12 protein-coding genes are annotated in these 22,240 nt (G+C 37.5%); 11 read left to right on the top strand and 1 reads right to left on the bottom strand.

What is annotated here, in order from left to right; all coding sequences use genetic code 11:
* Window positions 1–17: 17 nt before the first annotated feature.
* The 10 genes from nagB to KKG99_11805 all read left to right on the top strand — a co-directional run bounded on the left by nagB (window position 18) and on the right by KKG99_11805 (window position 17,421).
* Entirely contained in the window at window positions 18–1,934 is a 1,917-nt protein-coding gene (gene nagB, locus KKG99_11850) for a glucosamine-6-phosphate deaminase (GenBank protein ID MBU1013690.1), read from the top strand.
* A gap of 23 nt (window positions 1,935–1,957) precedes the next feature.
* Window positions 1,958–3,229, top strand: a complete 1,272-nt coding sequence (locus KKG99_11845) for a sugar MFS transporter (protein ID MBU1013689.1) — start codon at window positions 1,958–1,960, stop codon at window positions 3,227–3,229.
* Between the two features lie 343 nt (window positions 3,230–3,572).
* On the top strand, window positions 3,573–4,478 hold the full coding sequence (locus KKG99_11840; protein ID MBU1013688.1) for a nucleotidyltransferase: 906 nt from the start codon (window positions 3,573–3,575) through the stop codon (window positions 4,476–4,478).
* 4 nt (window positions 4,479–4,482) lie between these two features.
* A complete protein-coding gene (locus KKG99_11835; protein ID MBU1013687.1) occupies window positions 4,483–5,553 on the top strand; it encodes an aminoglycoside phosphotransferase family protein in 1,071 nt (356 codons plus the stop codon).
* Window positions 5,554–5,579: 26 nt separating this feature from the next.
* Entirely contained in the window at window positions 5,580–8,711 is a 3,132-nt protein-coding gene (locus tag KKG99_11830; protein ID MBU1013686.1) for a DUF4981 domain-containing protein, read from the top strand.
* Window positions 8,712–8,738: 27 nt separating this feature from the next.
* Window positions 8,739–10,109 (top strand): sugar MFS transporter, encoded by a 1,371-nt coding sequence (locus KKG99_11825; protein MBU1013685.1) that lies wholly within the window; start codon window positions 8,739–8,741, stop codon window positions 10,107–10,109.
* A 2-nt stretch (window positions 10,110–10,111) separates the two neighbouring features.
* Window positions 10,112–11,104 (top strand): N(4)-(beta-N-acetylglucosaminyl)-L-asparaginase, encoded by a 993-nt coding sequence (locus KKG99_11820; GenBank protein ID MBU1013684.1) that lies wholly within the window; start codon window positions 10,112–10,114, stop codon window positions 11,102–11,104.
* 126 nt (window positions 11,105–11,230) lie between these two features.
* Window positions 11,231–13,582 (top strand): family 20 glycosylhydrolase, encoded by a 2,352-nt coding sequence (locus tag KKG99_11815; GenBank protein MBU1013683.1) that lies wholly within the window; start codon window positions 11,231–11,233, stop codon window positions 13,580–13,582.
* 10 nt (window positions 13,583–13,592) lie between these two features.
* Entirely contained in the window at window positions 13,593–16,547 is a 2,955-nt protein-coding gene (locus KKG99_11810) for a GH92 family glycosyl hydrolase (GenBank protein MBU1013682.1), read from the top strand.
* A 1-nt stretch (window position 16,548) separates the two neighbouring features.
* Window positions 16,549–17,421: a hypothetical protein gene (locus KKG99_11805; protein ID MBU1013681.1), complete on the top strand. Its 873-nt coding sequence runs from the start codon at window positions 16,549–16,551 to the stop codon at window positions 17,419–17,421.
* A 45-nt stretch (window positions 17,422–17,466) separates the two neighbouring features.
* Here the strand turns inward: KKG99_11805 and KKG99_11800 are convergent, their stop codons facing one another.
* Window positions 17,467–18,477: a dihydroorotate dehydrogenase-like protein gene (locus KKG99_11800; protein ID MBU1013680.1), complete on the bottom strand. Its 1,011-nt coding sequence runs from the start codon at window positions 18,475–18,477 to the stop codon at window positions 17,467–17,469.
* A gap of 230 nt (window positions 18,478–18,707) precedes the next feature.
* On the opposite strand from KKG99_11800, the gene nifJ reads away from it, so the two are divergent.
* On the top strand, window positions 18,708–22,232 hold the full coding sequence (gene nifJ / locus KKG99_11795; GenBank protein MBU1013679.1) for a pyruvate:ferredoxin (flavodoxin) oxidoreductase: 3,525 nt from the start codon (window positions 18,708–18,710) through the stop codon (window positions 22,230–22,232).
* Window positions 22,233–22,240: the final 8 nt, after the last annotated feature.

Here is a 22,240-nt window from a genome sequence, read left to right as displayed (position 1 = left end):
AAATCAATGAAGATATCATGACGAAAGATGATGAATTAATTTGCAGATTTGAAAAAATTCCAACCGAAATATTTGAAGATGCCTATCAGGCTTCGGTTAGAATTGCAAAAAAAATCGGTGATTCAATTATTGAAAAGCAAAAAGAGGGCAGGACAATTGTTCTGGGTTTGGCCACCGGATCAACTCCTGTAGGAATATATGCCGAATTGGTGAGATTACATAAAATAGAAGGATTAAGCTTCAAAAATGTAATCACTTTTAATTTGGATGAATATTATCCAATGGACCCGAAAGCATTGCAAAGTTATGTGCGCTTTATGCACGAATATCTTTTTGACCATATCGATATCGACCCAAAAAATATTAATATTCCTGATGGAACAATAAAAGAGGATGATGTTTATGAATATTGTAAAAATTATGAGGCAAAAATTGATGCTTATGGCGGAATAGATATTCAATTACTTGGAATTGGACGAACCGGACATATTGGGTTTAACGAACCAGGATCCCCGATCAATTCAATGACTCGCCGGATTACGCTCGATCATCTGACCATCACCGATGCGGCTTCCGACTTCTATGGCGAACAATATGTTCCAAAAACAGCTATTACCATGGGTGTTGGAAGTATCATGAAAGCTAAAAAAATCATTTTACTTGCCTGGGGAGAAGCCAAGTCGTACATCATTCAAAAGGCGGTTGAGGGAGAAATAACAAAACTCATCCCTGCAACTTTCTTACAGGAACATCCCAATGCTCAAATTATTCTTGATAAAGCAGCAGCAGCTGAGTTAACACGCATAAAAACCCCTTGGTTGGTTGAGGATTGCGATTGGAACAATAAATTGATCCGTAAGGCTGTTGTTTGGCTTTGTCAAATATTAGAGAAACCGATTCTGAAGCTCACCGACAGGGATTATAATGATAATGGAATGGGGGCATTGGTAACCAAGCATGGACCTGCGTATAATATCAACATCAAAGTATTTAATGATTTACAGCATACCATTACCGGTTGGCCGGGTGGCAAGCCAAACGCTGATGATTCAAATCGTCCTGAACGAGCCAAGCCGTTTCCAAAAAAGGTCTTGGTTTTTAGTCCGCATCCTGATGATGACGTGATTTCGATGGGAGGAACCTTATCCCGCCTTGTTGAACAAGGGAATGAGGTTCATGTTGTTTACCAAACTTCCGGATCCATTGCTGTTTTTGATGATGATGCCATTCGCTATCTCGATTTTGTTCGCGATTATGACAAAATTTTTGAAGTAGGTTGTAGTAAATCAGATGATGTTTATAATAAGACCCTAAATTTTATTTTAAATAAGGCCCCCGGACAAGTTGACTCTAAAGAAATTCAGGATGTCAAAGCTTCAGTCCGGAGAGGTGAAGCACGCTCTGCTTGTCGTTTTACAAAAATTTTAGATGAAAATATTCATTTTCTGGATATGCCATTTTATGAAACCGGAAAGGTGAAGAAAAAACCACTTGGTGAGGAAGATGTCAGATTAACTATGGATATCATCAGAAAAATTAAACCCGATCAGATATACGCGGCCGGTGATTTATCCGATCCACATGGAACGCACAGGGTATGTATGAACGCCATTATGGAAGCCATCGATCGACTCAAAAATGAAAAGTGGATGAAAGAATGCTATGTCTGGTTATATCGTGGTGCTTGGCAGGAATGGGATATTGATCAGGTTGATATGGCCGTGCCTCTGAGCCCCGATGAAGTAGTAATCAAAAGAAGGGCTATTTTCAAGCATCAATCGCAAAAAGATCGCCCTCTATACCCGGGTCACGATGCCCGTGAATTTTGGAAAAGAGCTGAAGACAGAAATCACGCAACCGCTGAAATGTATGATAAACTGGGTATGGCAGAGTATCAGGCCATTGAAGTTTTTGCAAAATATAAACTCAAATAAATCATTAACCTAACCCGTAAGAAATGAGCAACATCAAACAAAACAAGAATTCATATGTTTTATCAATTTCAATTATAGGGGCATTGTTCTTTATTTTTGGATTTGTAACCTGGTTGAACGCAACCTTGATTCCCTATTTGAAAATTGCCTGCGAATTAAGTACAGATGCAGAAGCCTATTTGGTTACCTCTGCTTTTTATATTTCATACTTTGTGATGGCATTGCCATCTTCATGGGTTTTAAAAAAGATTGGTTTTAAAAATGGGATGTCGCTTGGATTGTTTGTAATGGCCATTGGATCATTGGTATTTATTCCTGCTGCACTGTCGCGAACCTATGGTTTGTTTTTAACGGGTCTTTTTATTCAAGGTACCGGACTGTCAATACTTCAAACAGCAGCAAATCCATACGTTACCATCTTAGGGCCTATTGAAAGTGCCGCTAAACGAATCAGCATTATGGGTATTGCCAATAAAGTTGCAGGCATTATAAGTCCACTCATTTTGGGGGTAATTGTTTTAGACGGGATAGATAATCTGGTTGAAAACCTTAAGGTAATGACTCTTTCCGAAAAAGCAATTGAACTGGATCAACTTGCCGAAAGGGTGATTCTTCCTTATATAATAATGGCAATTGTATTGGTAGTGCTTTCAATCCTTCTAAAATTTATCGCTCTGCCTGATATTAATGAAGAGGAAGAAGTTAAAGATATAACCAGGAAAAAAGAAAGCATATTTCAACACACCTATTTATGGCTTGGTGTATTGGCCTTATTTTTATATGTTGGTGCAGAAGTAATAGCTGTTGATACCCTAATTGGGTATGGTAAATTTCTAGGATTTGATTTTTCCACAGCAAAATTCTTTGCCTCATTTACTTTGGGAGGAATGGTGTTTGGATATATTTTAGGAATATTATTAATACCTAAATATTTGAAGCAGGAAAAAGCTTTGAAATATTCTGCCATACTGGGTGTTTTATTTTCGATTGCAGCCATACTATCTTCCGGGTATATTTCTGTTACAGCAATTGCATTGCTCGGATTTGCAAATGCCATCATGTGGCCCGCAATTTGGCCCTTGGCTATTGCCGGACTTGGGAAATACACAAAAATTGGTTCTGCATTTTTGATCATGGCAATAGCTGGAGGAGCGATTTTGACTCTGCTTTATGGAACATTATCAGATATGCCTGCGATTGGAGCACAAAAAGCTTATTTATTATTGATTCCATGTTATTTATTCATTTTATATTTTGCAACAAAAGGTCATTTGATTGGGAAAAGTAAGAAGTAGAAGTACTTAAAGTGAACTAAAGTTTGAAGTGCCTAAAGTAAAAAAGTAGAAGTAATTAAAGTGAACTAAAGTTTGGAGTGCCTAAAGTAAAAAAGTAGAAGTACTTAAAGTGAACTAAAGTTTGGAGTGCCTAGAGTAAAAAGTAGAAGTACTTAAAGAGAACTAAAGTTTGGAGTGCCTAAAGTAAAAAGTAGAAGTACTTAAAGAGAACTAAAGTTTAAAGTGCCTAAAATAAAAAAAGGAATTATGAGATGAATCAAAAAGAACAAACTCCAAGTACTCTAGGCACTTTAAGTACTTTAGTCACTTAATTCTCTTTTAAAAATAATTAATCAATATAAAAATGAAACCAACACTATTAATACTTGCTGCCGGATTGGGAAGTCGTTACGGTGGCATAAAACAGATGGATAAAATTGGTCCTTCAGGTGAAAGCATTATTGATTACTCAATTTTTGATGCGATCAGAGCCGGTTTTGGAAAGGTGGTTTTTGTGATCAATAAAAAAATTGAAAGAGATTTTATCGAGATTTTTGAACCAAAACTGAAAGGAAAGATACTAACTGAGTATGTTCTTCAGGAGATTGAAAAATTGCCCAATGGATTTATTTGTCCGGCTGATAGAGAAAAACCTTGGGGTACGGCTCACGCGATATTAGCTGCAAAAGATAAGATCAATGAACCTTTTACCGTGATCAATGCCGATGATTTTTATGGAGCAAATGCATATAAAACCGTAATTGATTATTTCAAGAAAATCAGTCCTGAAAGTAATGAATATTGCATGGTTGGATATCAATTGGGAAATACCATCACCGAGCATGGTTCCGTTTCGAGAGGCGTATGTATTGTTGATAAGGATAATTTTTTGTTGAGGGTTGATGAGCAAACAAAAATTCAAAAAACCCATGATGCAATCGGATATTATGAAGATGAAACAGATTGGGTAAAGCTTCATGCAAATACAACAGTTTCAATGAATATCTGGGGATTCACACCCGGGTTTTTCTCTTTTCTTGAAAAAGGATTCGTAAAGTTTTTAAGTGAACAGATTAATGTTCCTAAATCTGAATACTTTATCCCAACAGAGGTTACCCATTTAATAAAAACCAATCAAGCACGAGTGAAAGTTTTGGAGAGCGATGCAAAGTGGTTTGGTGTAACTTATCAGGAAGATAAAGCTTTTGTGATCGAAAGCATTAACGAATTGGTAAATCAAAATATTTATCCGGATAATTTGTGGAGATAAGAGGATGGATAACAAAAGAGTCATTGAAATAGCATCTTTATTTTTGCCAAATAAAAATATCAAATCAGCTAAATCATATGGCGGTGGGCATATTAATGATACTTTTTTGATCGGGATTGCGGAAAGTGACAAAAGATTCATACTTCAAAAAATCAATAAAAATGTTTTTAAAACCCCTGAACATGTTGTTCATAACATAGAGTTGTATTTAAATCACCTTCATCAAAAAAATGAATTTCAATTAAAAACATTTAAAACGTCGGATGAGAAACCTTATGTCATTGATGAGAATAGGGATTTTTGGCGCATGTATAATTATATTGAAAATTCAATTTCCTATTTTGTAATCGAAAAGGAAGAGCATGCATTTCAGGCAGCAAAAGCTTTCGGTAAAATGCAAAGGCTTTGCCTCGATCTGAATACTAATGATTTTTTTGATCCCATCCCCGATTTTCACGATTTAAACAAAAGATATCTGAAGTTTGATAAAGTGCTGGAATTGTCAAAAAAAGAAAGACGACAAAATGCCGATAAAGAAATTTTATTTGTACAGGACCAGCGTAGAATTTCGGATTTAATCACTGATTTAACTATTTCAGGGGAGCTTCCTAAGCGCATTACGCACAACGACACCAAGTTAAATAATGTGCTGCTTGATGCGAAAACGGGGGAAGGAATTTGCGTGATTGATCTGGACACCTTAATGCCCGGATTGGTACTTTATGATTTTGGCGATATGGTCAGGACTTTTACGAGCCCTGTTCCTGAAGACGAAACAGACAGCTCTAAAGTTATCCTCCGTAAAGAAGTGTTTTCTGCTTTAAGCAGAGGTTACCTATCAGAGTTATCAAATGTGCTGACAATAACAGAGAAGAACCAGCTGATTAATGGGGCAAAATACATGATCCTCATAATCGGTTTGCGCTTCCTGACTGATTATCTGGAGAATGATGTTTATTTTAAAACCGCTTACGACGAACACAATCTGGTAAGGGCAAGAAATCAATTTGCATTGCTTGCTGATTTATTAAAAAATGAAGAAGAATTAATAAACATAATAGAATCATATTTTTAAGTAATAAGCTTCAAAAAATCAAGGTCATGCAAAAAGAGTTCTTAACCATCTTATTAATCCCGTCATTTCTGATATGCTTCGCTCAAGAGCAATCACCTGATTGGGAAAATCCTCAGGTTATTGGTAAAAATAAATTGGCTCCTCATGCATTTTTTGTTCCATTTGAGTCACTGGAAAAAGCATTAAAATTAGATCATGAAGGATCGGCCTATTATAAATCGCTGAATGGGAAATGGAAATTCAAATGGTCACCGAAACCGGCCGATCGACCGCTTGATTTTTATAAAACCGGGTTTGATATTTCTAATTGGGACGAAATCGATGTGCCCGCTAACTGGGAGTTGAAAGGCTATGGGATTCCCATATATGTTAATCAACCATATGAATTTACTACGGATCCAAAACCTCCTCAAATTCCTCATGATAATAATCCAGTGGGTTCTTATCTTACAAGTTTTAGCATCCCTAAAGATTGGAAAGGAAGAGAGGTTATTCTTCATTTTGGTGCCGTAAAATCGGCTATGTATATCTGGGTTAATGGCAAAATGGTTGGGTATAGTCAGGGCAGTAAATTACCGGCCGAATTCAATATTACCCAATATTTGCAAAAGGAAGTAAATACGCTTGCTGTGGAAGTTTACCGCTGGTCGGATGGGAGCTATTTAGAATGTCAGGATTTTTGGAGGATCAGTGGAATAGAAAGGGATGTTTTTTTATATGCAATCCCGGAAGTTCATATCCGTGATTTTTTTGCAAATGCTACTTTAGCTGAAAATTATGAGGATGGGATTTTAAATCTGGATGTGGAGGTATTCAATCAAATACATACCAATACTGGCAAAGAGTATGTCATAGAAGCATTGGTTTACGATCAATCAAATAAACTGGTTAAAAGTTCAGATCAAAGATTTGTTCAGGGAGAAGGCCCAAAAAATAGCTTAAACATCAAAATAGAGATGGGTAAGGTTAAAAGATGGAGTGCCGAAGATCCGAATTTGTATGTTTTGGGATTGCAGCTTAAAGATCGTAAAGGCAAAGTTATTGAACAAACCGCCTGTAAAATTGGATTTAGAAAATCTGAGATAAAAAATGGTCAGCTATTGATAAACGGCCAAGCAATTTACTTGAAAGGGGTAAACCGTCATGAGCACGACGAATTTACCGGGCATGTGATTTCAAAAGAATCAATGCTTAAAGACATTCAATTGATGAAACAATTCAATATTAACGCAGTTCGTACCAGCCATTACCCTAACGATCCTTATTGGTACGAACTATGCGATCAGTATGGAATTTATCTTATCGATGAAGCCAATATCGAATCACACGGCATGGGTTATCGTCCTGAAAGGACACTTGGAAATAATCCGCTTTGGGAAATGGCTCATTTGGATCGGGTTCAAAGAATGGTTCACCGCGATAAAAATCATCCGTCCATCATCATCTGGTCAATGGGAAATGAAGCCGGCGATGGCGTAAATTTTGTAAAATGTTCAGAATGGATTCATGAGTTTGATCCATCGCGTCCGGTTCATTATGAGCGGGCATTATTGAACAAACATGTTGATATTTACAGTCCGATGTATTCATCCATTCAATCCATTGAACAGTACGCAAAAACTTATACTGATCGACCCCTGATCTTATGTGAATATGCCCATTCGATGGGGAATAGCACAGGGAATTTGCAGGACTATTGGGATGTGATCGAAAAATATGATCGGCTTCAGGGTGGCTTTATTTGGGATTGGGTTGATCAGGGATTGGCCGAAATCGATAAAAATGGGCTTAAATACTGGACTTACGGTGGAGATTATGGTCCGGAAGATGTTCCCAGTGATGGCAATTTCGTGATCAATGGTATCGTTTCTGCTGATCGGACACCTCATCCAGCCTTGTGGGAGGTAAAAAAAGTGTATCAAAATATTGGGTTTAGGCTTGAGGATGCTTCAAAAGGCAAATTTTTTGTCAAAAACAAGTTCTCATTTATCACTCTTGATAAGCATATTTTCAGATGGGAAATCATTGAAAATGGTCTGAAAATACAAGAAGGTAATTTCGAGGTTAAAGGCCTGAACCCTGGGTCTGAATCTGCTCTAAATATAAATTTTGATAAAATTCAATTCAGGAAAGACAAAGAATACTTCATAAATTTCTATGCACTGACAAGCATCGCCACTGAATTAGTACCTTTAAATCATGAAGTTGCAAAAGCTCAGTTTTTATTGCCTTTTGGACAATATACAAACCATTCAAAACCTTCAGCCGAAAAGTTGGTAGCTAGTCGAACCGAAGATGATCTTATTATTCAGGGAATAAACTTTACCATTACTTTTGATAACCTTGAAGGGAAACTTCGTTCGTATGTCATCAATGGGAAGGAATTATTTAGGAGCGGTCCGGAACCAAATTTTTGGAGAGCTCCAAACGACAATGATTTTGGGAACCGCATGGATCAACGATGTGCGGTATGGCGAAATGCCGGTGAACATCGATTGCTGATCGATGCACAAATAACCTCTGTAAATACATCCGATTATAAAATAACATATGAGTTTGGGTTACTGGATGTGAAATCTAAATTAACGACATCGTATATTATTTCTCCTTCCGGAGAAATAATGGTTGAAAATTCATTTATGCCCGGCATTAAAGGATTGACTGAATTGCCACGCTTTGGCATGAAAATGATCTTGCCTGTGGCTTCCGAACTAATTGAATATTATGGAAGAGGTCCTCAGGAGAATTACTGCGACCGAAATACGGCAGCCTTTGTTGGGAATTATAAAAGCAATGTTACCGAACAATATTTCCCCTATGTACGACCGCAGGAGAATGGTTATAAAACGGATGTTCGGTCCATTAAAATAGTAAATGATCGGGGTTATGGAATTGAATTTATCGGTGAGCCAACTTTGGGTTTTTCAGCTTTACATTATTCAATTGATGATTTGGATCAGTTGACGAAGCAAAACTACAAACATCTGAATGATTTAAATCCAAGGGAAGAAACATACTTAAATCTAGATTATAAACAAATGGGTGTGGGAGGTGATGATAGTTGGGGGGCTAGGCCTCACGATCAATATCAACTATTTGCTGCACCTTATAATTTTAAATTCCGTATTCGACCTATATCTAATTTAATAAGTAATTAATATCATAAAGTATAACAACTACTAACTATGCACGAAAATAAGAATCATACAGCAGCCTTTATTATTGTTACCGGACTCTTTTTCATGTGGGGTTTCATGACAGTTTTAAATGATATTCTCATTCCATATTTGAAAGGAGTTTTTGATTTAAATCACACGCAGGCCATGTTTATCCAGTTTGCTTTTTTTGGTGCCTATTTTATTGGCTCGCTTATTTATTTTATCATTTCGGTGAATTATGGCGATCCGATTAGCAAGATTGGCTATAAAAACGGGATTATAATTGGATTGCTGATTTCAGCAACAGGTAGTGCGCTATTTTATCCAGCAGCTCATTTTTTGATATATGGATTTTTTCTGTCAGCATTGTTTGTGATGGGCTTAGGATTTACAATTTTGCAGATTGCTGCTAATCCCTATGTGGCTATTTTGGGATCAGAAAAAACGGCTTCAAGCCGGTTGAACCTTTCACAGGGATTTAATTCTCTTGGAACAACCATCGGGCCACTCATTGGTGGATACTTAATTTTTAAGTATTTTGTCGGAGGTGATATTAATGGAGCAGATGCAGTTCAGGTTCCTTACTTATTCTTTACAGGAATATTTATTTTATTGGCAGTTTTAATAAAACTGTCTGATTTACCTCGGCTCACTAAAGATGAAACGCTTGAAAAAGGGCTCAGTGTTTTAAAGCACAAACACTTGATATTTGGAATTATTGCCATATTCATGTATGTTGGAGGAGAGGTGAGTATTGGCAGTATTTTAATCAGTTATTTAGGATTGGAAAATATTGCAGGTTTAGATTCGTCGGAGGCAAGTAAGTTTGTGGCTTTTTATTGGGGTGGATTGATGATTGGGCGATTTATGGGAGCAATCTCATTGAGTAAAATGAAAAATATAGCCCTAAAATACCTAAGCATGATAGGAATTCCGGTCATTGCGTTTTTGGTCATTCTTTATTTTAATGATCTTCGAACAGCCGCTATCTATTCAATCTTTCTTATGATCAATTTTATCGGATTTTTAATTGGGAAATCATTGCCCAACCGAACCCTTTTTGTCTTTGCCTTTATCTCGGTAATATTATTGGTAACCGCTTTACTAACGAACGGCGTAGTTGCCATGTGGGCGGTAATCGGGATAGGGTTGTTCAATTCAATTATGTGGTCGAATATTTTTACTTTGGCAATAGCAGGTATAGGTAAATATACAAGCCAGGGCTCATCCTTGCTCGTTATGGCGATTCTTGGCGGTGCTTTGGTCCCGGTATTTCAAGGAATGATGGCAGATGCCTATGGTGTTCATCTTTCATTTATTGTTCCAATATTTTGTTATCTGTATATTGCCTTTTATGGATTAAAAGGATATATTCTGAAATCTGAAAAATCAATTTAATTATGATAAGCAGAAGAAAATTTATTGCCGCATCATCCGCAGTTGCTTTAGGTGCTATGGTGAAACCGGTATTTGCAAATGTTAAAGGCTTGACAAAAGAAGATTCACAAGCAAAAAAGGGAATGATACCCATGGTAATTTCAACCTGGAATCATGGGATCCCGGCCAATGAAGCTGCATGGAAAGTGCTTGCAACGGGAGGAAATTCGCTGGATGCAGTAGAGCAAGGAGTACAAATACCTGAAGCTGATCCAAACGTAATGTCGGTTGGATATGGAGGCTTTCCCGATCGTGATGGACATGTAACCCTCGATGCATGTATCATGAATAAAGATGGGGATTGTGGCTCTGTTTCCTTTCTTCAACACATCAAACATCCGATTTCTGTTGCCCGAAAAGTGATGGAAGAAACCCCGCATGTAATGCTTTCAGGTGAAGGTGCATTGCAGTTTGCGCTTGATCAAGGTTTTGTGAAAGAAAACTTATTGACCGATCAGGCAAAAAAAGCATGGGAAGAATGGAAAGTAAACTCAAAATATCTTCCTAAAATTAATGCAGAAAATCATGATACGATCGGAATGTTGGCTATTGATGAGGCATGCGATATAGCCGGAGCCTGCACAACCAGCGGTGCGGCTTTTAAATATCATGGAAGGGTAGGTGATTCTCCAATCATAGGTGCCGGATTATATATCGATAATGAAGTTGGAGGTGCTGTTGCTACAGGACAAGGTGAGTTGGTGATGAAAACGTTGGGTACTTTTCTTGTAGTCGAGTTGATGCGCAATGGAATGAACCCACAGGAAGCCTGTGAGGAGGCGGTAAAAAGAATTGTGACTAAATTGAAAAATTACAAGGAATTTCAAGTAGGGTATTTGGCAATCAATAAATCGGCAGAAGTTGGATCTTATTGCATCCACCCGGGATTTAATTACGCGCTATATCAAAATGATAAGAATACTTTAATTGATTCGGATAGTTATCTAAAATCATAAAAAATGAAACGACCTTAATGAAAGTTTAGCATTCACGAAAATGATGATAATATCTGACATCATTTCGTGTGTAGGCAAACTTTTTGGGAGTTCCATCTGACAAATGAAAATAAAAATTATAAACAGATGAAAAGGCTATTTATTTTTCCAGTAATCATGCTGTTCGCTTTGTTTTACACATCCTGCGAACAACAACCAATCAGTTCTGAGGTCAATATTATTCCCAGGCCATCGAATTTGTTTATGGCTAATTCCTACTTTAAAGTCAATGACGAAACTAAAATCGTGTTGCAGGTTGATAATGATGAAATGAGGATGCTGGGTGGATATCTCGCTTCGGCCCTTCGTAAAATAAGTGGTCTGGAACTTCCGGTTATTCTTTATGATGAAGCAAGGGAAGTAAATGGCGATATCGTTCTCTTGCATACAAGTATGCATAATGAGAGTGATGAAGCATATCAGATTGCTTACAGGAATTCAAATTATATTTTGGAATCCAGAACCGGAAAGGGTTTGTTTTACGCAATTCAATCTTTTTTGCAATTGATCCCGATTGAAGTTATAACTGCTGAAAATTACGGGCGGTTCGAAATTCCGGGCGTCAATCTGAATGATAGCCCAAGATTTACCTACCGGGGAATGCATTTAGATGTGTCAAGGCATTTCTTTCCGAAAGAATTTATCCTGAAATTCATCGACCTCATGGCTACCTATAAATTCAATACTTTTCACTGGCATTTAACTGATGATAATGGGTGGCGAATTGAAATTAAAAAATATCCGCTTTTAACCGAGGTGGCTGCATGGCGAGTAGATAGGGAAAACTTTCCTTGGCGTGAAAGGGAACTTCAAAAGCCAGGAGAAGAAGCAACTTATGGTGGTTTTTATACCCAGGAAGAAGTTAAAGAAATCATCAAATACGCGCAGGATCGTTACATTACCATAATTCCTGAAATAGAGATGCCGGGTCATACCCGTGAAGTTTTTGCGGCTTATCCCGAATTATCATGTACCGGTAAAAAGTTGACGGTTATCCCGGGATCTTATTGGCCAAATGCAGATATTTTTTGTGCCGGAAAAGAAGAAACTTTTAAATTTCTGGAAGGTGTTTTGGATGAAGTGATTGAGCTATTCCCGTCAGAATATATTCACATTGGCGGGGATGAAGCTGATAAAACCGAATGGAAAAAATGTAAATTATGTCAGGCCCGGATTAAAAAAGAAGGATTGAAAGATGAGGCTGAACTGCAGAGTTATTTCATTAAGAGGATTGAGGCGTATGTTATTTCTAAAGGAAAGAAAATAATTGGGTGGGATGAAATTTTAGAAGGTGGTCTTGCTCCCGAAGCAACGGTCATGTCGTGGCGTGGCATGCAGGGTGGCATCGATGCTGCAAAACAAGGGCACGACGTGATCATGACACCGGTTTCACATTGTTATTTTGACTATTATCAGGCCGATCCCGAATTTGAACCTGTCGCCATTGGCGGATTCACTACTTTAAAGAAAGTGTATTCGTTTGAACCTGTTACTCCCGAATTATCGGAAGAAGAAGCAAAACACGTGCTGGGAACTCAGGCCAATATCTGGACCGAATATATTGCTACACCCGAACATGCTGAATACATGGCAGTCCCAAGAATGCTGGCTCTGGCTGAAGTTGCATGGACCATGAAAAAGAAAAGGGATTTCAACCATTTTAATCGCCGACTTCAGGAACATTTTAAAATCTTGGATCACAAAGATATTAATTACTCCAAGGGTTCTTATAAGGTAGATTTTGTTACAGAAACTGATACTTTGGGGACTACAAAAGTGAAACTTGAATCTGAGATTTGGGAAGCAAAAATTTATTATACGATAGATGGAAGTACTCCTGATACAAGCTCAATTTTTTACAGGAATCCATTCGAAATTGAGAAATCGTGCAGCATAAATGCAGGAATATTTGTTGACGGAATATTAAAAGAAAAAATAAGCAGGCAAGAGGTTTTTGTTCATAAGGCATTGGGTAAGAAAATAACTTTAAAGCAGCAATTTAGCAACCTTTATACGGGTGGACGTGAGGATGCTCTTTTGGATGGAATTAAAGGGGGTGAAAAGCACAATAATGGTTTCTGGCAAGGTTTTCAAGGAGATAATTTGGAGGCTGTAATTGATTTTGGGAAACCTACAAGCTTCAATAAGATTGAAATCGGATTTTTTCAACGACAGTCAAGTTGGATTTTCTTTCCCGAATACGTTGATATTTATATATCAGATGATGGCAAGGAATTTAAAAAGCTTGCAAATATCCCAACGGAAATTTCGTTGAAAGATGAAAAAGCCCAACGGAAAGATTATATCTATGTTAGCAGCGGAGATCATTCTGTTAGGTATTTAAAAGTTTTTGCAAAGAATATTGGAATTTGTCCAAAGTGGCATCCGGCTGCGGGAAGCAAATCTTGGATTTTTGCAGATGAAATAATCATTAACTAACATTGATGTGATGAACAGGTTAAATCTTATTGGAGTTTTAATGATATCTGTCATGATACCTTCATGTTCCCAACAGGAAAAGACAATTGTTGAATACGTTAATCCATTTATTGGAACGGATGGACACGGCCATACCTACCCGGGTGCAGCCCTGCCATTTGGGATGGTTCAACTGAGCCCGGATACCCGAAAAGATAATTGGGATGCTTGCTCGGGGTATCATTATTCCGATTCGACGATCATGGGATTTAGCCACACCCATTTGAGTGGAACAGGGGTTGGTGATTATGGCGATATTCGATTAATGCCAACTGTTGGTGAAGTTCAGCTTTTCCCCGGAGAAGAAAAGAATCCTTCATCTGGGTATCGATCAAGATTCTCTCATATTAGCGAAATAGCAAGTCCAGGTTATTATTCGGTACATCTCGACGATTACGATATTAGGGTGGAATTAACGGTTGGTGAAAGGTTTGGATTTCATAAATACGTTTTTCCGGAAACTAACCAAGCGAACGTTATCATTGATTTGACAGAGGCTGTTACCAGTGATAAAATCAATGATTTGGGAATTAGAATCCTTGATCATAAAAGTATTGTAGGTTATCGGAAAACTCAGGGTTGGGCCAAAGATCAACGAATATATTTTTATTTAGAATTTTCAAAGGAGTTTAAGGATTTCGGAATGCTATCGGAAGGGATCAGTATTGAAGAGTTAAATAAGGAAATTACATCAAAAAACCTGAAAGCATTTGTTCAATTCGAAACCCAAAAAGATGAGGCTGTTTATGTAAAAGTTGGAATTAGTGCGGTCAGTAGTGAAAATGCAAAACTGAATTTAGGTGAAAACACCGAATGGAATTTTGAGAATATTAGGATGAATGCACAAAATTCATGGATGGAGCAACTTTCCAGAATTCAAATTAAAGGTGGCACCGATGCACAAAAAACTACTTTTTATACCGCACTTTATCACAGCTTGCTGAACCCCAATCTTTTTTCGGACATCAATGGAGAATATCGTGGGCATGATGGCGAAAAACATAAAGGGGAATATAAGATGTATACTGTTTTTTCTTTATGGGATACTTTTCGGGCAGCACATCCCTTGTTTACCATGATTGAACAGAAAAGAACCAATGAGTTCATCGTTTCGATGTTGGATATGTATGATAAAGGAGGATTGTTACCTGTTTGGGAACTGGCGGGGAATGAAACCAATTGCATGATTGGGTATCATGCCATTTCGGTCATATACGATGCTTTTAAAAAGGGTATTCGTGATTATGATGTTGAAAAAGCATTGGCAGCAATGGTTGCCAGTGCACATGCCGATCAATTCGGCTTGAAATTTCTAAAAGAAGAAGGCTATATCCCGGCAGGAAAAGAAGGCGAATCGGTTTCAAAAACGTTGGAATATGCTTACGATGATTGGTGCATTGCAATGATGGCAAAAGATTTGGGGAAGGAAGATATTTATTTGGAATTCATTGAACGTGCACAGTTTTATAAAAATATTTTTGATAAAGAAACCGGATTTATGAGGGGCAAAATTAATGGAGCATTTGTTAGCCCATTTGATCCGACACAGGTAAATTTTATGTTGACAGAGGCCAATACATGGCAGTATAATTTCTTTGTCCCGCACGATGTGAATGGCTTGATCAATTTGCTGGGAGGAAAAAATCAATTTGAAGCTAAGCTGGATGAGCTTTTCAATTCAAGTGAAGGACTTTCCGGGCGTCAGCAATCGGACATTACGGGTTTAATCGGACAATATGCCCATGGCAACGAACCCAGTCATCACATGGCTTATTTATACAATTATATTGGAGCTCCTGCCAAAGGAGCAAAGGTGCTTCGAAAAATCATGGATGAACTTTATACTGATCAGCCTGACGGATTGTGCGGCAATGAAGATTGCGGTCAGATGTCGGCCTGGTATGTTTTGAGTGCTTTAGGGTTTTATCCTGTTTGTCCCGGCGATAATCAGTATATTATTGGTACTCCCTTGTTTGATGAAATCAGCCTTAATCTTGAAAATGGGAAAAAACTCACTATCAAATCTGAAAATCTGAGTAAGGAAAACAGCTATATTCAAACCATAAAATATAATGGCGCGGATTATTCAAAATCTTTCTTCACCCACGAAATGTTGATGGAAGGTGGTGAATTCTTATATGTAATGGGTTCAACGCCTTCCGATTGGGGAACCAAGGCTGAAGATTGTCCAACATCTTCAATTACTGATCATCTGATTTCTCCGGTTCCTTATTTCAAATCTGAATCCAGGACTTTTACCAATGAATTGGTCGTTGAATTGGCTTCTATAGATCCGGATTCAGAAATATTTTATACAACTGATGGAAACGATCCAAATCAAAATACTAAAAAATATGAGGGTCCGATTACAATTTTTAAGGGCACCAATTTTAAAGCAGTTGCCTATCTGAATGGCGTACCATCAAAAGTTGCAAATGCTGAATACAATAAAATTCAAGGAGGTAGAAAAGTTAGGATGAAGAATGCCTATAGCCCACAATACACCGCTGGCGGAGAGCAAGCATTACTTGATTTTATTCGTGGAGGAGAAAACTTTAGAACGGGTGCCTGGCAAGGATATTATGGGGTTGATTTTGAGGCATTGGTTGATTTAGGTGAATCTCAACAAATCAGTGAACTTTCAGCCGGGTTTCATCAGGAACAAAACTCCTGGATTTGGATGCCGTTGTTTGTTGAATTTTTTATTTCCGATGACGGGCAAAATTTTAAGAAGATATCAAAGCTCGAAAACGATGTTGACCAAAAGATAGATGGAGGAGTTGTTAAAGAGTTTGGAGTAAAATACGTGAATGAAAAAGCACGTTACATCAAAGTATTTGCAAAAAATATTGAGGTTTGTCCCGATTGGCACGTCGGAGCCGGTAATAAAGCCTGGATTTTTGTGGATGAAATAACGATTCGATAAAATGAAAAGAGTTTGGCGAATTATAGGTATTCTAATCATTATAGTTGTCGTTTCGGCAGTAATAAAAAGATTTTTTTTTCATCCAAATGTTTACCCATTTAAGGCTTGGGTTTTTGCCTGGGCAGGCGACACAAAAGTCATAGAATCATCAACCAATACCATTAGCAAGATTGAACTTAAAAGGTTGCGTAATTTGATTCGGCCGGGAGATATTTTTCTGAACAGAAGCGATTATTATATTTCGAATATTGGCATCCCGGGCTTTTGGACACATGCCGGATTTTACATTGGAACAACTAAAGAAAGAGAAGAATTATTTAATAATGATATTGCTTGTGCTGATTGGGTAAAAACATGCGGAGTACCTTCAGGCAATCTGGAAGATTTATTACAACATAAATTCGATTTGATTTATGAGGCAAATAGAGATAAGCGAAATGAAAAAAATATCATCGAAGCAAAAAGTGAAGGTGTTATTTTATCATCTTTTACTGAAGGGGCACAAAAAGATGGAATTGTTGTTTTACGTCCGATAATATCCAAGAGAGAAGTTGCTGAAGCAATTTATAAAACATTCGGATTTGTTTCTAAACCGTATGATTATAATTTTGATTTTTCAACAGATACTGAGATTGCATGCACCGAACTTGTTTATAGGGCATATGAAAATAGTAACCTGTTCCCACTTAGCAGTATGTTTGGAAAACCATTTATAACGGCCAATGAAATAGCCGAGTATTATGATTCAAATTATGGAAATCCGGAATTGAAATTGTCGCTGATTTATATTTATAATGGGGAAAATGGGTATACTGCAGAAAATGATACGGCACATCTGATTTTTAGAAAATCCTGGAATGAATCATTATGGTGAAATAAAAAAGGGACTGAATTTCCGGTCCCTTTTTAATTTTCCAAATTAGGCGATAGGATATTTTTTAAATATTTCATCCGATTTCATCAGAATGTCAACATATTGAGCACGTTTGTAGGCATAAATATCTGTCATGTTTTTCTTTGCAAGTTTGCCCCTGAAGTCACTGATTGATTTATAACCTTTGTGTTTCATCCAGACTTCAAGCTCTTCAAGCATTTTACTTATTTGTTTTGGCCCTTTCTGATATACAGCACTAACAACCTGAACACAATTGGCTCCTGCAAGCAACATTTTTATAACATCGGATCCGGAGAGTATTCCTGTATTGCTGCAGATATCTGCTTTTATGTTGCCATACAATAGTCCGGAATAACGCAATGCCAAACGATTGTCCTCATGATGGCTTAGGTTGTATGGAAAATGATGTACTTCTTTTTCAATATCAATATCAGGTTGGAATAAACGATTGAAAAGCACAAATCCATCAACGCCAATCTTGTCCATTTCATTAATGATGTACAACGGATTTGTATAGAAAGGGCTTAGTTTAACACTTACAGGAATTTTTACACTTTTAACAATTGATTCAAGGATGTCAATTTGTTCCTGAATAATAGCTTTGCCGTGGATATCAAATTCATAGTTTGTTGAATAAAAATTCAATTCTAATGCATCAACACCGGTTTGCTCTATTTTCTGTGCATATTCAATCCAACTTTCTTCATATACAGCATTTAAACTTGCAATAAGGGGAATTTGAACAGCTTCCTTTGCTTTTTTTAAATGAAATAAGAACTCTTCAGGCCCTGCATCTTCCAGATTTGTCATGCCCGAAGTCATCTCAGCATGACGGGCACCATAATCCTCTTCCGTTTGATATTGTTGCAGATTTTCTAATTGAATTTGTTCCTCAAATAGCGATTTATATACTATTGCGCCGGCACCGGCATCTTCAAGTCTTTTAAGTATATTAAGGTCTTTTACAAGATTACTTGCTCCAATGATGATTGGGTTTTTAAGTTCAAGTCCCAGATATTTTGTCTTCAAGTTCATACGATAGTTTTTTAAGTTAATTAAATAATTAGGATTGTACTAATCCTACTTATCACAAATATATTAAAAAAAGTTCAATTTATTCCCAATCTAAATTCAATATAAATTATGTGTTTTGCTGTCGAATTTTGGGTTAAAGTAATAAGTGTCAGAGGTAAAATAACTAATTTTGTGCAGATTTTGATCGGGCGTCGAGAAATATTATATAAAGACCTTAAAATAAATTGATTATGAAAAAAAACAAAAAATTTATCACCTGTGATGGAAATTATGCCGCAGCTCATGTGGCTTATATGTTCAGCGAGGTAGCTGCTATTTACCCAATTACTCCGTCTTCAACTATGGCCGAGTATATTGATGAATGGGCCGCATTTGGACGTAAAAACCTATTTGGTGAGCAGGTAAAGGTAGTTGAAATGCAATCGGAGGGTGGAGCTGCTGGTGCGGTACACGGAAGTTTGCAATCAGGTGCTTTGACTTCAACTTTCACCGCATCACAAGGATTGTTGTTGATGATTCCTAATATGTATAAAATTGCAGGTGAATTATTACCTGGTGTTTTCCATGTAAGTGCCCGTAGTTTAGCCGCTCAGGCACTTTCTATTTTTGGTGATCATAGCGACGTTATGTCAACCCGTCAAACAGGTTTTGCCATGATGGCTACCGGCAGTGTACAAGAAGTGATGGATTTAGGAGCTATTGCTCATCTTGCTTCTATAAAAACAAGAATTCCTTTCTTACATTTCTTTGATGGTTTCAGGACTTCTCACGAAATTCAAAAAGTTGAATATTTTGAGAATGATGACTTAAGAGATTTGGTAGATTGGGATGCATTACAAACTTTCCGTAATAATGCATTAAACCCTGAGCACCCTGTTACAAGAGGTACTGCTCAAAATCCGGATATCTATTTCCAATCACGCGAAGCAGCCAATAAATTTTATGACCCAATTCCGGATGTAGTTGAAGATTACATGAAAGAAATTACAAAGAAGACAGGTCGTGAATACCATCCATTTACCTATTACGGTGCAACAGATGCTGAAAATGTGATTGTTGCAATGGGTTCAATTACTGAGACAATTAAAGAGGTTGTTGATTATTTGAATGCAAAAGGTGAAAAAGTTGGTCTCGTTTCAGTTCACTTGTACCGACCATTCTCTGAAAAGTACTTTTTAAAGGTAATGCCCAAGTCAGTTAAACGCATCGCTGTTCTCGACAGAACTAAAGAACCGGGTGCAAATGGTGAGCCATTGTACATGGATATCCGTGAAATGTATTATGAAAAAGCTGACAAACCTTTGGTTGTTGGTGGTCGTTATGGTTTGAGTTCAAAAGATACCACACCTGCAATGATGGTCTCAGTTTTTGAAAATCTCAAAATGAAGGAGCCAAAAAATTATTTCACAGTGGGTATCGTTGATGATGTTACTTTCAAATCATTACCATTATTGCCGGAAATCAGTATTGCCGCACCGGGAACTTACGAAGCAAAATTTTATGGTTTAGGTGCTGATGGTACTGTAGGTGCAAATAAAAACTCAATTAAAATTATCGGGGATAATACGGATAAGTATTGTCAGGCATATTTTGCTTACGATTCTAAAAAATCAGGTGGTATTACCGTTTCTCACTTACGATTTGGCGATGTTCCAATCAGAGCACCTTATTTAGTAGGAACTCCAAATTTTGTTGCCTGCCACGTTCCTTCATACCTGAACAAATACAATATGCTGAAAGGGTTAAAAAAGGGTGGTACTTTCTTATTAAATTCTATTTGGGATGTTGAAGAAACCAAAAATCAGCTACCAAATTCAATGAAGAAATACTTAGCTGTAAATGAAATCAATTTCTATATCATTAATGCAACAAAAATTGCAGATGAAATTGGATTAGGAAATAGAACCAATACCATCATGCAGTCGGCTTTCTTTAAAATTGCAGAGGTTATTCCTTATGATTTAGCCATTAATCAAATGAAGAAAGCAATCCTAAAGGACTTTGGTCGAAAAGGTGAAGCGATTGTAAAAATGAATAATGCAGCGGTTGATGCAGGTGATGCGGTAACCAAAATTGAAGTACCTAAAGAATGGGCAAAACTTGATGGTATTGATATTGTTGTTAAGAGAAATGTCCCTGCTTTTATTTCAGAATTAGCTGAGCCTGTAAATAGCCTAAAAGGTGATGATCTTCCCGTAAGTGCTTTCCTAGGTCGTGAAGATGGGACATTCCCGTCGGGTACTACTGCTTTTGAAAAACGTGGTATTGCTGTGACAGTTCCTGAATGGCAAGCTGATAATTGTATCCAGTGTAATCAATGTGCCTATGTTTGCCCTCACGCTGCAATCCGTCCATTCCTTGTAAACGAAGCTGAAGAAGCTAATTTACCTCAGGGAACAAAATTAATTGAGACCAAAGGCAAATTTGCCCCTCTGAAATTCAGAATTCAGGTTTCCGTATTAGATTGTACCGGCTGTAGTAATTGTGCCGATGTTTGTCCTGCAAAAGAAAAGGCCTTGGTAATGGAGCCTCTTGAAAGTCAGGGAGCTGAAATTGTACGTTGGGATCATTTTAGTGCAAACGTATCATACAAAGATCAGGTTGTTGATAAATTCCAATCGGTTAAAAATAGTCAGTTCGCCCAACCACTTTTCGAATTTTCCGGAGCTTGTGCCGGTTGTGGTGAAACACCTTATATTAAAACAATTACTCAACTATATGGTGAGCAAATGATGGTTGCAAATGCAACAGGTTGCTCTTCAATTTATGGCGGTTCAGCACCTTCAACCCCTTATTGTAAACACAAAGAAAGCGGACAAGGTCCTTCTTGGGCAAATTCATTGTTTGAGGATAATGCCGAATATGGATTTGGAATGGCAACCGGAGTTAACAAAATGCGCGAACGCATCCTGATAAAAATGAAAACCGTAAACGGTGAAGTTTCGGCAGAAACCAAAGCTGCCATGAATGAATGGATCGAAGGCGTAAACGATAGGGTTAAATCGAAGGAAGCTACTGACAAATTATTGCCTTTACTTGAGAAAGAAAGTGCACCCATTGCCAAAGAAATCCTTGCACTTAAACAATATCTTGCTAAAAAATCAATGTGGATTTTTGGTGGAGATGGCTGGGCTTATGACATCGGATACGGTGGGTTGGACCATGTTCTAGCTTCAGGTGAAGATGTAAATGTGCTGGTTATGGATACTGAGGTTTATTCAAACACAGGTGGACAAGCTTCTAAAGCAACTCCGGTTGGAGCTGTTGCCAAATTTGCTACATCAGGTATGAAGACCCGTAAAAAAGACCTTGGTTTAATGGCAATGACCTATGGTTATGTTTATATTGCACAGGTTGCAATGGGATCAAGCCAGGCTCAATTTTTTAAAGCATTGAAAGAAGCTGAGGCTTACCCTGGACCAAGCTTGATCATTGCTTATTCTCCTTGTATTAACCATGGCTTGCTTGCAGGTATGGGCAAAACACAGGAAGAATCTAATTTAGCAGTTGAATCAGGTTACTGGCATTTATACCGTTATAATCCTCAGGTAGAGGCTGAAGGTAAAAATCCTTTTGTTCTGGATTCAAAAGAACCGGATTGGAGCAAATTCCAGGGATTCTTAAATGGTGAGGTACGTTATACATCATTAAAGAAATCATTCCCCGGTGAAGCAGCAACCCTTGATAAAATTGCAGAGGATAATGCTAAATGGCGTTACAATAATTACAAACGTTTAGCCGAGCAGCAATACTAAATTGAAAA

Source organism: Bacteroidota bacterium (genome assembly GCA_018816945.1).
In the GTDB taxonomy this organism is placed as follows: domain Bacteria; phylum Bacteroidota; class Bacteroidia; order Bacteroidales.
This window is presented reverse-complemented; position numbering and strand designations above follow the sequence as displayed.